Annotated in this window: 13 protein-coding genes; 5 read left to right on the top strand and 8 right to left on the bottom strand. The window is 68.7% G+C overall.

The genetic code is table 11. From position 1 onward, the window contains the following. The first annotated feature begins 18 nt into the window (after positions 1–18). From AAFM92_05840 to AAFM92_05830, 3 genes are all read left to right on the top strand, one after another. Complete coding sequence (locus tag AAFM92_05840; protein ID MEL7299889.1) at positions 19–795, top strand: enoyl-CoA hydratase-related protein; 777 nt, start codon at positions 19–21, stop codon at positions 793–795. A gap of 127 nt (positions 796–922) precedes the next feature. Further along, entirely contained in the window at positions 923–1,213 is a 291-nt protein-coding gene (locus tag AAFM92_05835; protein ID MEL7299888.1) for a hypothetical protein, read from the top strand. 161 nt (positions 1,214–1,374) lie between these two features. Continuing rightward, the gene (locus AAFM92_05830; protein ID MEL7299887.1) at positions 1,375–1,689 is read left to right on the top strand and encodes a hypothetical protein; all 315 of its coding nucleotides are present in this window, start codon (positions 1,375–1,377) and stop codon (positions 1,687–1,689) included. An 18-nt stretch (positions 1,690–1,707) separates the two neighbouring features. Here AAFM92_05830 and gltA read toward each other — a convergent pair whose 3' ends face one another. Together gltA and gltX are read right to left on the bottom strand one after the other, a co-directional pair. After that, on the bottom strand, positions 1,708–3,003 hold the full coding sequence (gene gltA / locus AAFM92_05825) for a citrate synthase (GenBank protein ID MEL7299886.1): 1,296 nt from the start codon (positions 3,001–3,003) through the stop codon (positions 1,708–1,710). A gap of 72 nt (positions 3,004–3,075) precedes the next feature. Further along, the gene (gltX, locus tag AAFM92_05820; protein ID MEL7299885.1) at positions 3,076–4,476 is read right to left on the bottom strand and encodes a glutamate--tRNA ligase; all 1,401 of its coding nucleotides are present in this window, start codon (positions 4,474–4,476) and stop codon (positions 3,076–3,078) included. Positions 4,477–4,568: 92 nt separating this feature from the next. On the opposite strand from gltX, the gene AAFM92_05815 reads away from it, so the two are divergent. Continuing rightward, complete coding sequence (locus AAFM92_05815) at positions 4,569–6,635, top strand: ComEC/Rec2 family competence protein (protein ID MEL7299884.1); 2,067 nt, start codon at positions 4,569–4,571, stop codon at positions 6,633–6,635. 3 nt (positions 6,636–6,638) lie between these two features. On the opposite strand, the gene lexA is transcribed toward AAFM92_05815, so the two are convergent. The 6 genes from lexA to AAFM92_05785 are packed head-to-tail and all read right to left on the bottom strand — an operon-like array spanning position 6,639 to position 11,448. Continuing rightward, positions 6,639–7,331, bottom strand: coding sequence for a transcriptional repressor LexA (lexA, locus tag AAFM92_05810; GenBank protein MEL7299883.1), 693 nt, complete (start codon positions 7,329–7,331; stop codon positions 6,639–6,641). A gap of 44 nt (positions 7,332–7,375) precedes the next feature. Next, a complete protein-coding gene (glp, locus tag AAFM92_05805) occupies positions 7,376–8,569 on the bottom strand; it encodes a gephyrin-like molybdotransferase Glp (protein ID MEL7299882.1) in 1,194 nt (397 codons plus the stop codon). After that, the gene (moaC, locus tag AAFM92_05800) at positions 8,566–9,042 is read right to left on the bottom strand and encodes a cyclic pyranopterin monophosphate synthase MoaC (GenBank protein MEL7299881.1); all 477 of its coding nucleotides are present in this window, start codon (positions 9,040–9,042) and stop codon (positions 8,566–8,568) included. Before moaC ends, glp begins: the two co-directional genes overlap by 4 nt. Next, entirely contained in the window at positions 9,039–9,854 is an 816-nt protein-coding gene (gene trpC, locus AAFM92_05795; protein MEL7299880.1) for an indole-3-glycerol phosphate synthase TrpC, read from the bottom strand. Before trpC ends, moaC begins: the two co-directional genes overlap by 4 nt. Beyond that, complete coding sequence (gene trpD / locus AAFM92_05790; protein MEL7299879.1) at positions 9,851–10,870, bottom strand: anthranilate phosphoribosyltransferase; 1,020 nt, start codon at positions 10,868–10,870, stop codon at positions 9,851–9,853. Before trpD ends, trpC begins: the two co-directional genes overlap by 4 nt. Further along, positions 10,867–11,448: an aminodeoxychorismate/anthranilate synthase component II gene (locus AAFM92_05785; GenBank protein MEL7299878.1), complete on the bottom strand. Its 582-nt coding sequence runs from the start codon at positions 11,446–11,448 to the stop codon at positions 10,867–10,869. The genes trpD and AAFM92_05785 overlap by 4 nt, the downstream gene beginning before the upstream one ends. A gap of 156 nt (positions 11,449–11,604) precedes the next feature. On the opposite strand from AAFM92_05785, the gene AAFM92_05780 reads away from it, so the two are divergent. Beyond that, the gene (locus AAFM92_05780) at positions 11,605–13,230 is read left to right on the top strand and encodes a divergent polysaccharide deacetylase family protein (GenBank protein MEL7299877.1); all 1,626 of its coding nucleotides are present in this window, start codon (positions 11,605–11,607) and stop codon (positions 13,228–13,230) included. Positions 13,231–13,298: the final 68 nt, after the last annotated feature.

Raw genomic sequence — 13,298 nt, 5'->3', positions numbered from 1 at the left:
GACAGGAAGGGACGGGCCATGGACTACGATACGATCACCTATGCGGCGGATGGCGGAATGGCCGTCATCACGCTGAACCGGCCCGACGTGATGAACGCGCTCAACGCGCAGATGCGCGCCGAGATCACCCACGCCATGAAGTCCGCCGCGCGCACCGAGCGCGTGGTGGTGATGACGGGTGCCGGGCGCAGCTTCTGCTCGGGCCAGGATCTCGGCGACAACGGCACCGCCGCCAATCTCGATCTCGAGCGCACGCTCAGGGACGAATACGTGCCCATGCTCGAGACCATCGTGAATTGCCCCATTCCCACCATCGCCGCCGTCAATGGCGCGGCAGCTGGCGCGGGCGCGAACCTCGCGCTCTCGGCGGACGTGGTCATCGCCTCCGAAAGCGCGTTTTTCCTTCAGGCCTTCACGCGGATCGGCCTCATCCCCGATGCGGGCGGCACGTGGCTCCTGCCGCGGCAGATGGGGCTCGCCAAGGCCATGGGTGCTTCGCTTTTCGCCGACCGCATCAGCGCGCGGCAGGCGAGCGATTGGGGTATGATCTGGGAGGCGGTGCCAGAGGCGGAGTTCGACGCGCACTGGCGCGCGCGGGCAACGCACCTCGCCGAGGGGCCGACGCTGGCCTATGGCCACATCAAGACCGCACTCCGCGCCGCCGATAGCAACACGCTCGAAGAGCAACTGACGCTCGAGGCGCGGCTCCAGGGCGAATGCGGCGACAGCCGGGACTTCAAGGAGGGCGTGCTGGCCTTCACCGAAAAGCGCCCGGCGCGCTTCGAAGGCCGGTAGGCACTGCGCATTGGGAGGCGCTGCAGGAGCGGCCCCCAACCGCCTCACAAGGCGCACTTTTTGGTACTGGGCGGCTTTGATGGTATTCTAGAGGGCATTCACCCAACAGCAGGTTGGAGGAAGAGCCATGCGATACCTGACAATCACCACGTGGGAGCTGCTCGACAGCGTCGATTTCGATCTGACGATGCAGCAGATGGAAAAGAAACGCCTCCCCGCGCTGCGAGAGCTGGGGGCGGAGCGCGTTCAAGTCATCCGCACGAGCGAGCGCACCGTCGCCGCGATCTCTGAATGGCCGGACCGGCGCACGCGCGATGACGCGGAGGCGCTCATCGAGCGCATTCGTCGGGAGGTCCGCTCGGAAGATCACAGCAAGATGACGGGCGAAATGCGGGGCGAGGTGGTCGCCGACGCCTGACGCCGCAGGCGTGCGGTGGCGTGACCGGGGAGGGGGCATGATCAACTCTCCGGCACATCTGGGTGCGCGGCAGGCCTCCGCACCCCACATGATGAGGACACTTTGCACGCGGCAGGGGGCATCCCTGACATCTCCGTCCCCTGTCCGGGAAGGAGATCGCCATGTGGAAACGACTGATCGCCATGAGCCTGACCTTCGGCCTTGCCGCCAATGCCCCGCCCGCGCTGGCGCAAATGCACTGCGGCGTGCACGGGGCCATCACGGGAAAGCTCGAGACACTCTACGCGGAAGCGCGGATCGGTCGGGGCCTGCAATCGCCGCTGAGCCTCATCGAGGTCTGGCGCTCGCAGGAAACCGGCAACTGGACAATCCTCACCACCCGCCCGGACGGCACGGCCTGTGTCGTGGCCTCAGGCGTGGCCTGGGTCGATGACACGCAGCCCGAAAGGCCGGATGAAACGAAGCTGAGCCGTTAGCGCGCCAGGGCGGTCCAGTTACCGGTTCTCGATGTCCACGTAATCGCGCGCGGTCTCGCCGAGATAGAGCTGCCGCGGGCGGCCGATCTTGTTCTGCGGATCGGCGATCATCTCTTTCCACTGCGAGATCCAGCCCACCGTGCGCGAGAGCGCGAAGATCGGCGTGAACATCGAGGTGGGGAAGCCCATGGCCTCCAGGATGATGCCGGAATAGAAGTCCACGTTGGGGAAGAGCTTCTTCTCCGCGAAATACGGGTCTTCCAGCGCGGCTTTCTCGAGCGCCTTGGCGACCTGAAGCTTCGGATTGTTCTCGACGCCCAGAAGCTCCAGCACCTCGTCGGCGGACTGCTTCATCACCTTCGCGCGCGGGTCGAAGTTCTTGTAGACGCGGTGCCCGAAGCCCATGAGGCGGAACGGGTCGTTCTTGTCCTTCGCGCGGGCGATGAATTCGGGAATGCGGTCGACGGAGCCGATCTCCTCGAGCATCTCGAGGCAGGCCTGGTTGGCGCCGCCATGGGCCGGGCCCCAGAGGCAGGCGATGCCCGCTGCGATGCAGGCGAAGGGGTTGGCACCCGAGGACGAGGCGAGGCGCACCGTGGAGGTCGACGCGTTCTGCTCGTGATCGGCGTGGAGCGTGAAGATCCGGTCCATCGCGCGCGACAGGATCGGGTTCACCTCGTAATCCTCCGCCGGCACCGAGAAGCACATGCGCAGGAAATTCGACGCGTAGTCGAGGTCGTTCCTCGGATACACGAAGGGCTGACCGATGTGATATTTGTAGGCCCAGGCCGCGATCGTGGGCATCTTGGCGATCAGGCGGTGCGTGGCGACCTCGCGCTGCCGCGGGTCGGAGATATCGGTGCTGTCGTGGTAGAAGGCCGACATCGCGCCCACCACGCCCACCATGATGGCCATAGGATGCGCATCCCGGCGGAAGCCACGGAAGAAGTTCTGCATCTGCTCGTGGAGCATCGTGTGATGCGTGATGTGATGCTCGAATTCCTCGAGCTGGTCGGCCTTCGGGAGATATCCGTAGAGCAGGAGGTAGCAGACCTCGAGAAAGTGCGATTTCTCGGCCAGCTGATCGATCGGGTAGCCGCGATGCAGCAGCTCGCCCTTGTTGCCGTCGATGAAGGTGATGGTGCTGTCACAGGAGGCCGTGGAGGTGAAGCCCGGGTCGTACGTGAAAACGCCGCCCTCGGCATAGAGACGCCGGATGTCGATCACGTCGGGCCCGGCGGTGGGCGAATGGATTGGCAGATCGAGAACCTTGTCGTCGATGGTGAGCGTCGCTGTTCTGATACTGTCTTTCATGGTGGCTCTCTCTCTCCGATCCATCCCCGCTCGCGCTCGGCCCCCTGGCAAGGGGCGCGGAGGCCTCAGCCCTCAGGGGGCCGCGGCATCCGAGATCCGGGCGATGGATTCGTCCCGGCCGAGCACCAACATCATATCATAGACACTGGGAGTGACGCTCCTCCCGGCGAGTGCGGCACGTAGCGGACCTGCAATCTTGCCGAATTTTGTGTCATGCGCCTCGGCAAACTCCGCCATCAGCGCCTCTAATGCCTCTCGCGTCCAGCTAGCAGTTTGCAGCTGCGGCGTCAATTCTCGCAGTATACCGCGGGATACATCATCGAGGCTTTTCGCGGCCTTTTCCTCCGGCGTGATCGGGCGGTCCGTGAGGATATAATGCGCCTTTTCAATGAGTTCGGGGAATGTCTTCGCGCGTTCTTTCAGGCTGGCCATGCCCTGCGACATGAGGCCCACCTGCGCCTCGGTCAGCGCGGGCGCACCGGTGACCGCGAGGAAATCGGTGAGCTCTTGCAGCAGTGCAGCATCGTCGGCGGCGGCGATGTGCTGCCCCGAGATATTCTCCAGCTTCTTGAAGTCGAAGCGCGCCGGGGACTTGCCGATCCCGCCGAGATCGAACCATGCCAGCGCCTGCGCTTCGGAAAAGACTTCGTCATCTCCGTGGGACCAGCCCAGCCGCGCGAGGTAATTGCGCATGGCGGAGGCCGGGTAACCCATCTCGCGGTACTCCTCCACGCCGAGCGCGCCGTGGCGCTTGGAGAGCTTCTTGCCATCGGGCCCGTGGATGAGCGGGATGTGGGCATAGACCGGCAGCGGCCATCCCATCGCGCGGTAGATCTGGCTCTGGCGCGCGGCATTGTTGAGGTGATCGTCGCCCCGGATCACGTGCGTGACGCCCATGTCGTGATCATCGACGACAACGGCGAGCATGTAGACGGGGCTCCCGTCCGAGCGCAGCAGGACCATGTCGTCGAGGTTGGAATTCGGGAAGCGCACGTCGCCCTGCACCTCGTCCCTGATCACCGTCTCACCCTCGCGCGGCATCTTGAGGCGCACGACGAAGGGCGCATCCGGATGCGTGGCGGGATCCGCGTCGCGCCAGGGGCTCTGGAAGAGCGTGGCGCGGCCCTCCGCCTTTGCCGCCTCGCGGAAGGCCTCGATTTCCTCTGGCGTGGAAAAGCACTTGTAGGCCGCGCCCTGGGCGAGGAGCGCGTGGGCCACCTCCGCGTGGCGGTCGGCGCGCGCGGCCTGGCTTACGACCTCCCCGTCATGGTCAAAGCCCAGCCATGCCATGCCGCTCAGGATCGCCTCCGTGGCCTCCGGCGTGGAGCGCGCCTTGTCGGTATCCTCGATGCGCAAGAGAAAGCGGCCGCCGCGACCCCGCGCATAGAGCCAGTTGAAGAGCGCGGTGCGGGCCGTGCCGATATGCATGTAGCCCGTGGGCGACGGCGCGATGCGGGTGACGATCTCGGACATGGGTCTTACTTCTCCGGGGCGGGCGTTAACACTTCGCTAACCCTGTTCGGCATAGCCTCTGAAACGCATCCAGCTGCGAGAGAGGCTCGGCCATGGTTCGCGCGGCATTTGGCACGATGGGCGCCGCGCTGCAACGGCAGCGGGGCCAGCTGCTATGTTGGGCGCCTGTTTTTCTCGGCTTGGGGATCGGCCTCTATTTCAGCCTGAAGGAAGAGCCCGGCGTGTCGGTCCTCTGGGCGCTCGCCGGGGCCGCGCTCGTCTCGTTCGCGGTGGCGCATCTCGCGCGCGCCCATCTCGGCCCGCTCTTTTTCGCCGCGGGGCTCGTGGCGCTCGGCCTCATCCTCGGCGCGGTTCGGGCGCACAACGTCGGCGGCCCGGTGCTCGAATTCCGCTATTACGGCACCATCGAGGGCCGCGTGGTGGCCATCGACCGATCGGGCTCCGATAGGCCCCGGCTGACGCTCGACCGGGTCCGGCTCGAGCGGGTCTCTCCCGCGCGGACACCGCTCCGCGTGCGGGTCTCGCTCCACGGGCAGGAGGGCCTGCCGCTGCCGCAGCCCGGGGCTCACGCGATGATGACCGGCCACCTCTCGCCGCCGCCGAGCCCCGCGGAGCCCCGCGGCTTCGATTTCGAGCGCCATGCGTGGTTTCAGCAGATCGGCGCCGTGGGCTATACCCGCGCGCCGGCGCTCTCGTTTGCAGGGCCGGAGCCAGGCCTCGCGCTCTGGGTCTTTCGGACGCGCATGGCGCTGAGCGCGGCGATCCGCGCGGCGCTGCCGGGGGAGGCCGGGGCCGTGGCGGCCGCCATCACCGTGGGAGACCGCTCCGGCATGGGGCAGGAGACGGTGGAGAACCTCCGACGCGCGAACCTCGCCCATCTCCTGGCCATCTCAGGCCTCCACATGGGGCTGCTCACGGGCTTTGTCTTCGGTGCGCTGCGCTTCGGGCTCGCCCTTGTGCCGGCCCTCGCGCTCGCCTGGCCCACGCGCAAGATCGCCGCGATCGGCGCGCTTCTCGCGGGGGCCGCCTATCTCGGGCTGTCGGGCGGGGCAGTGGCCACCGAGCGCGCCTTCGTGATGGCGGCCGTGGTCTTTGGCGCCGTCCTCCTCGACCGCCGCGCTCTAACGCTGCGCGCCGTGGCGCTCGCTGCGCTCGTGGTGCTGACGCTGCGCCCTGAGGCGCTGCTCGGCCCCGGATTCCAGATGTCGTTTGCCGCGACGACGGCCCTCGTGGTGGCGTTTCGCTGGCTTTCGGAGCGGGACATGCTGGGCCTGCCGCGCCTCCTACGCCCGGCTTTCGCCGTGTTTGCCTCCTCGCTTGTGGCGGGGCTCGCGACGGCGCCTTTTGCTGCGGCGCATTTCAACATCGTCTCGCATTACGGGCTCGTGGCGAACCTTCTTTCGGTGCCAGTCATGGGGGCTGTCGTGATGCCCGCGGCCGTGCTCGCGGCCCTCCTCGCGCCGCTCGGTCTCGCAGCGCCCGCGCTCTGGGTGATGGAGCGGGGGATCCTGTGGATCCTTTTCGTGGCCGAGCGGGTCTCGGGCCTCGACGGGGCAGTGGGGCGGATCCTCGCCCCGCGCCCCGAAGTGCTGCCGCTCCTCGCGCTCGGCGCGATTTTCCTCATCCTCTGGCGAGGTAGGGCACGCTGTGGCGGGGCTGCGGCGCTCGGGTTGGCGGCGCTGCTCTGGGCCGGGACGGAGCGACCGCCGGTGCTGGTGTCTCCCACGGGCGGGCTCGTTGGCATCCTCGGCGCGGAGGGCCGCACGCTATCCAAGGCGCGGGGCGACGGCTTCGCGGCGCGCAGCTGGCTTGAGAACGACGGCGACGACGCTGATCAGGCGACGGCCTTTGCCCGGGGCTCCGGCGAGGGTCAAGGCGGCGCTCGCGCTGGGGCAAGGCTTTCCCGAGCCGTATCCATCCGCCATGTTACCGGAGTGAAGGCGGCGACGGCGACCTGCGGAGGCGATGACATCCTCGTTCTGAATAAGGAGCCTGAGACGATGCCCGCCTGCACGGCCCATACCCCGCGCAGCTTGCGGGACACGGGCGCCCTCGCCATGTCGATGGGGCCTGAGGGCCTGGAGACGCTCACGGCCCGCGAGGTCACGGGCCGTAGGCTTTGGAATGACCGGACCGTGCGTGCGGCGCGGTCGCGCTAGAATTCAGTAGGAGCGGATGAGACCCACCAGGCGGCCCTGCACCTTCACTTGGTCTTCCGAATACATGCGCGTCTCGTAGGCCGGGTTCGCGGCCTCGAGCGCGATGGTGGAGCCCTTGCGGCGGTAGCGCTTGAGCGTCGCTTCCTGCCCCTCAACGAGGGCCACGACGATATCGCCGTTATCGGCGCTGTTGGTCTCGCGGATGACGACGATGTCGCCGCTGTTGATGCCCACGTCGATCATCGAGTCCCCCTTGACCTCGAGCGCATAATGCTCGCCCTTGCCGGAGAGGAGGTTGCCCGGCACGGCCACGTGGCTGGCTGCGTGCGAAATCGCCTCGATCGGGACACCGGCGGCGATCTTGCCCATCACCGGGAGCTCGACCGCGCCTGCATTGGCGATCGGTCGCGCGGCGGGCGGCGTGGCCTCGGGCTTGTCGCCCTCGATGACGCGCGGAGTGAAGCCCGCGGGCTGGCCCATGCCATCGGGCATGCGCACGATCTCGAGCGCGCGCGCCCGGTGCGCCATGCGGCGGATGAAGCCGCGCTCTTCCAGCGCGGTGATCAGACGGTGAATGCCCGATTTGGAGCGCAGATCGAGCGCCTCCTTCATCTCGTCGAAGGAGGGCGGCACGCCATCGCGCTGCATCCTCTTGTGAATAAAGAGAAGAAGGTCCCGCTGTTTGCTCGTCAACATGTGCTCAGCCTCCGCCTGTTGCGCCGGGTGGTTTTGCAAATGTTCTATGGATGTTCGCTATTTGTGTCAAGCAGCACGAGCTCGATCTCCGCGCCCCGTGGCCGGGCGGGTGCATCGGGCGGGATGACGGCGAGGGCATTGGCTTCGGCGAAGACGGTCAGGAGGCTGCTGTCCTGCCGGTCGAAGATGTGGACTTCGCCCCGCGCGACGCGGGCGCGCGCATAGTGCTCCCGCGGTCCCCCGGCGGGGAGGTCATGGGCGAGGCGGGCCGTCACACGGGGCGCGAGCGCGGCTGGCAGGCCCAGCATCACGCGCAGCATGGGCAGAAGGAATATGTGGCCGCAGACGAGGGACGAGACAGGATTGCCCGGTAGCCCGAGGATGGGCGTCGCGCCGAGGCGCCCGGCCATGAGCGGCTTCCCGGGGCGCATGGCGACCCTGTAGAAGCTCGGCGCCATGCCTGCCTCGGTAGCCACGCCGCGCACGAGGTCATGGTCGCCCACAGACGCGCCTCCGATCGTGACGATGAGATCCGCGCCGCGGGCGAAGCGGAAGACGGAGGAGAGGCTCTCCTCGGTGTCGCGCGCGATGGGCAGCATCCGGGGCAGGGCGCCCGCGCCCGCCAGCAGCGCGTGGAGGGCCACGGCGTTTGACGCGATGATCTGGTCATCTCGCGGGGTCTCGCCGGGCATGACGAGCTCGTCCCCGGTGGAGATGATGGCCACGTCCGGGCGCCGGGTGACGCGGGGGGCTGGCGTGTTCATCGCCGCAAGAAGTGCAATGTCAGCGGGTCCGAGGCGGCGCGGCGCAGAGAGCTTCGCGCCCACCTCGAAATCCCCGCCCGCCGGGCGGACCCAGCGCCCTGGCGCGGCGGGGTCGGTGAGGGTGATCGTGTCGCCGTCGCGGTCCGCGTTCTCCTGGATTTCGACGTGGTCCGCGCCCGAGGGAAGCGGCGCGCCGGTAAAGATGCGCACGGCCTCGCCAGAGGAGACATGGCCCGCGAAGCGCGCCCCGGCGGCGGCCTCGCCGATAACCTTGAGCCGTGCGCCCGCGTGGGCATCGGCGGCGCGGCACGCATAGCCGTCCATGGCGGAGGCATCGAAGGGGGGCTGCGCGCGGGTGGCCGTGGCCTCCTCGGCAAGGACGCGTCCCGCGGCATCCTTCAGGGCGACGGCCTCCGTCGGGAGCGGCGAGACGAGCTTGAACAGGGCCTCGAGCGCCGCGTCGACCGAGATCATGTCGCCTCGTAGCGCCCTGATTTGCCGCCCTCTTTCAGGATCACGCGGAGCCCGTCCACGCGCATCTCCTTGTCCACCGCCTTGAGCATGTCATAGGCCGTGAGCGCGGTGACGGAGGCCGCGGTGAGCGCCTCCATCTCCACGCCCGTTTGGCCCGTTGTCTTTACGGTGGCCTCGATGCGGATGGTGCCTGCCTCTGCGTTGGGCGTGAGCGCGATGGAGACGTTCGTGATCGGCAGCGGGTGACAGAGCGGGATGAGATCGGCGGTGCGTTTCGCGGCCATGATCCCGGCGAGGCGGGCCGTGCCCAGCACGTCGCCCTTTTTCGCCGTGCCGTCGAGCACATGGCGCATCGTGGCGGGGGCCACGTGAAGATAGGCCTCGGCCACGGCGGTGCGCGCGGTGACCTCCTTGCCCGAGACGTCGACCATGTGGGCCTGTCCCGCGCTGTCGAAATGGCTGAGCCCGCTCATAGCGGCGTCGCGCGGATCGGATTGGCGAGGATCGCGCGGGTGGCGGCGGTGACATCCTCCTGCCGCATGAGGCTTTCGCCGATCAGGAAGGTGCGCGCTCCGTAGGCGGCGAGATCGTGAAGGTCGGCGTTGGCGAAGAGCCCGCTTTCGGCCACGAGGTGCCGCTCGGGCTCCGCCATCCGCGCAAGTCGCTTCGTCGTCTCGAGCGAGACTTCGAACGTGTTGAGATCGCGGTTGTTGACGCCGAGGAGCGGCGATTTGAGCGCCGCGGCGCGCTCGAGCTCGGCCTCGTCATGGACCTCCACGAGCACGTCCATGCCCCAGCCGGTGGCGGCCTCCTCGAGCTCGGCGGCCTGCGCGTCGGAGACGCTGGCCATGATGATCAGGATGCAATCCGCGCCCCAGGCCCGCGCCTCGGCGACCTGGTAGGGGTCGTACATGAAATCCTTGCGCAGGGCAGGCAGCGCGCAGGCCTCCCGTGCGGTGGTGAGGAATTCGGGCGCGCCCTGAAAACTCGGCGTGTCGGTGAGCACAGAGAGGCAGGTGGCACCGCCCGCCTCGTAGGCGCGGGCGAGTGTCGCTGGGTCGAAATCCGCCCGGATGAGCCCCTTTGACGGGCTCGCCTTCTTGATCTCGGCGATAAGCGCGTAGCCCTCGCGGCTCGCCGTGAAGAGGGCCTGCGCGAAGGGGCGCACGGGGCTTGCATCCCGCGCGGCGGCCTCGACCTCCGCCAGCGGACGGGCCTCCTTGGCCGCGGCGATCTCCTCGAGCTTGTAGGCCTTGATGGTCTCCAGGATCGTGGGCGTGCTCATGGCGCGCCGCTCGTGATCCGGGCGAGGCCCTCAACCTTGGCCTTCGCGGCCCCGTTGTCGATGCTCTCGGCGGCCATGTGCGCACCTTCGGCGAGGCTTTCGCAGCGCTCGGCCACGAGGAGTGCGGCGGCGGCATTGAGGAGGACGGCGTCGCGGTAGGCGCCCCGCTGACCCTCGAGCAGCGCCTTGAAGGCGATCCCGTTCTCCTCGGGCGTCCCGCCGAGGATATCGGCGAAGCGGTGCACAGGGAGGCCCGCCTCCTCCGGGTGGACCTCGTGCGCGGTGATCTTGCCGTCTTTCAGAACCGCGACGGCGGTGGTCCCGCAGATGGAGATCTCGTCTGTTCCGTCGGCGCCGTGGACGAGCCAGGCGGCCTCCGAGCCGAGCTCCTGCAGGGTCTCGGCCATGGGAAAGATCAGGTCGGGCGCGAAGGCCCCGGTGAGCTGGCGCTTGACGCCCGCGGGGTTCGTGAGCGGGCCCAGGATGTTGAAGATCGTCTTCGTGCCGAGCTCCTGGCGCACCGGCATGACGTATTTCACCGCCGGGTGATGCATGGGCGCCATCATGAAGCCGATGCCCACCTCCGCGAGCGCGCGCTCCACGACCGCGGCCTCGACCATGACGTCGATGCCCATCTGGCCCAGCGCGTCGGCCGCGCCGGACTTGGAGCTGAGGTTCCTGTTGCCGTGCTTGGCCACGGGCACACCGGCACCCGCCACGACGAAGGCCGTGGCGGTGGAGATGTTGAGCGTGCCCATCCCGTCCCCGCCGGTGCCCACGATGTCCATGGCGCCGTCGGGCGCAGTCACGGCCACGCATTTGGCACGCATGACGGCGGCGGCAGCGGCGTATTCGGCCACGGATTCGCCCCGCGCGCGCAGCGCCATGAGAAGGCCGCCCATCTGTGCGGGCGTGGCGGTGCCCTCGAAGAGCTCCTCGAAGGCCGCCTGCGCCTGCGCGCGAGAAAGCGGCCCCTCGGAGGCGGCAAAGATCAGCGGCTTCATCGCGTCGCTCATGCGGGCACTTTCATCTCAGCCAGGAAATTCTGGAGGAGCGCATGCCCGTGCTCGGAGGCGATGCTCTCGGGGTGGAACTGGACGCCGTGGATTGGCATCTCCCGGTGCTGGAGGCCCATGATGGTGCCATCCTCGAGCTCCGCCGTGATCTCGAGCGCATCAGGCAGGCCCTCGCGGGCCACGACGAGCGAATGGTAGCGCGTGGCCGCGAAGGGCGAGGGGAGACCCGCGAAGAGGCCCGTGCCGCCATGGGTCACCTGGCCCATCTTGCCATGCACGATCTCGCTGTGGCGCACGACCGTGCCGCCGAAGGCCTGACCGATGGCCTGGTGCCCGAGGCAGACGCCCATGAGCGGCGTGCGCGTCTCGGCGGCGGCGTTCACCAGCGCGAGGCAGATGCCCGCCTGGTCGGGGTCGCAGGGCCCGGGAGACAGAAGGATGCCCGCGGGCCCCATGCCCATGGCCTCCTGCACGTCGAGGGCATCGTTGCGGCGCACGACGACATCGGCCCCGAGCTCGCCCAGGTAATGCACGAGATTGTAGGTGAAGCTGTCGTAATTGTCGATGAGGAGGAGCATCGCTCACGGGCCTTTGGCGGGTCAGAAGGGGGCTATCGCAGCGGCCCCGGATGGCGGTATAGATCAAGAAGGCAGGCGAGGCCGTCAAGGCCTAAGCGCCTGCAAAGAGAGATGAAGCGGGGCACACCCGCCAAGGGCAGAATAGAGAGACAGAGCATGGGTCGGGGCATACTCTTTGGCGCCTTTTGGGGCTTTCTCGTGGGGGGGCTCGTACTCGCGGTCGCATCGCTTCTGGGCGATGTGCCGGTCTCCGAGGTCGCGCAGCGCGCGGCGCCAGACACCAAGGTCGTCGAAGTGCCCGCGGGATCGGAATTCGACCAGGCGGGCGTGGATCGTCCGCTGCGCGCCCCGGCCACCGAGAGTCCGGTGGATGTCACCGGCACCGCGCCGCTCGTGACCGCGCCCGTCGCTCCGGCGGCGCCGCTCCTTGAGAACACGGTCACCTCGCCGGCGGGCGTGCCCGAGACGGAAACGGGCGCCCCGGCCGGGCTCGCCCCGCCGCCCGAGGGCGCGCCCGATGCCGGCGTCACGCTGCGCGCCGAAGTGCCCGCCCTCGAGGAGACGGCGCCCGCTCTCTCCGGGACGACGCCTGCTGCCGATGACAGCGCGCTGGCCGATACGACAGCCGCCTCGCCACTTCCGCGCGCGCCCGAGGTCGTGGACGTTCCTGAGACAACAGAAGACGTGCCCGAGACGCCGGAAGAGGAGAGCGGGGCCATGGCGGCCGCGACGCCCGTGGAGGAGACCCCGGCACCCACGGCGACGGATGCGATTGAAGACGCAGAGGCAACTGAAACGCGTGATGATGCGCCTCTGGTCGAAGCGACACCCACTGCGGAGGCGCCCACCGAGCCGGAGGTGACGCAGGAGGCGGGTGTGGAGAGCGCCCCGGCGCCGCCCGCCCTGGAGGCCGACCCGGATGCGGCCACGGATAGCGTGGCTTCCGCCGTGCCGCGCCCAACGGTCTCCACCGGGGGCTTTGGCAACCGCGCGGAGGGCGTCGTCGTGAACCGGCCGACGCAAGGCACCGCTGCCGCCGCGGAAGAGGAACCCGGGGACGCCACGACGGACGACGCCGCCGAGGCCGCGCCCGAGGATGACCGCGCCATCATGCGCCACGCCGCGCGCGGCGATTGGGAGCCCGATGACCGCCCGCTCTTTTCCATCGTCCTCATCGACGAGACGGCCAGCGCGGCGCGCCTGCCGGCGCTGGCAAGTTTCGCCGGTCCGCTCACATTCGCCGTCCCGGCAGGCCAGCCCGGCGCGGCCGAGGCCATGGCGGCCTACCGCGCTGCAGGACACGAGGTGGCGCTCCTCGCCGACATCCCCGAGGGGGCGACGGCGTCTGACGTCGAGGTCTCCATGGAGGCCTATCTCGCGGCGGTGCCGGAAGCCGTCGCCGTGATGGACGGCACCTTCGCGGGCTTCCGCGGTGACCGGACGGTGGCCCAACAGGTCGCCGAAATCGCGGCGGGCACCGGGCACGGGCTTCTGACCTTTCCCCAGGGCCTCGGCACCGCCGCGCAGATGGCGCGCCAGGCCGGCGTGCCCGTGGCCGAGGTGCTCCGCGATCTCGACGGCGAGGGGCAGGGCAACACGATCATTCGCCGCTTCCTCGATCAGGCGGCGTTCCGCGCGGGGCAGGACGGCCATGCCGTCCTCGTGGGGCGTCTGCGGGCCGAGACGATCAGCGCGCTCCTCATCTGGCACCAGCAGGACCGCGCCGAGCGCGTGAACCTCGCGCCGCTCTCGGCCACGATCCTCGCGGCGTCGGGCTCCTAGCGCGCAACCTCGAATTCAGGGCCCACCCAATTCCCCCGGGCTGCCCTTGTTTCGCCCAAATCATACGC

The sequence above is a fragment of the Pseudomonadota bacterium genome, assembly GCA_038533575.1.
Taxonomy (GTDB): domain Bacteria; phylum Pseudomonadota; class Alphaproteobacteria; order Rhodobacterales; family Rhodobacteraceae; genus Shimia_B.
Note: the sequence above shows the minus strand (reverse complement) of the source record. Positions and strands in the feature narration are given on the sequence as shown.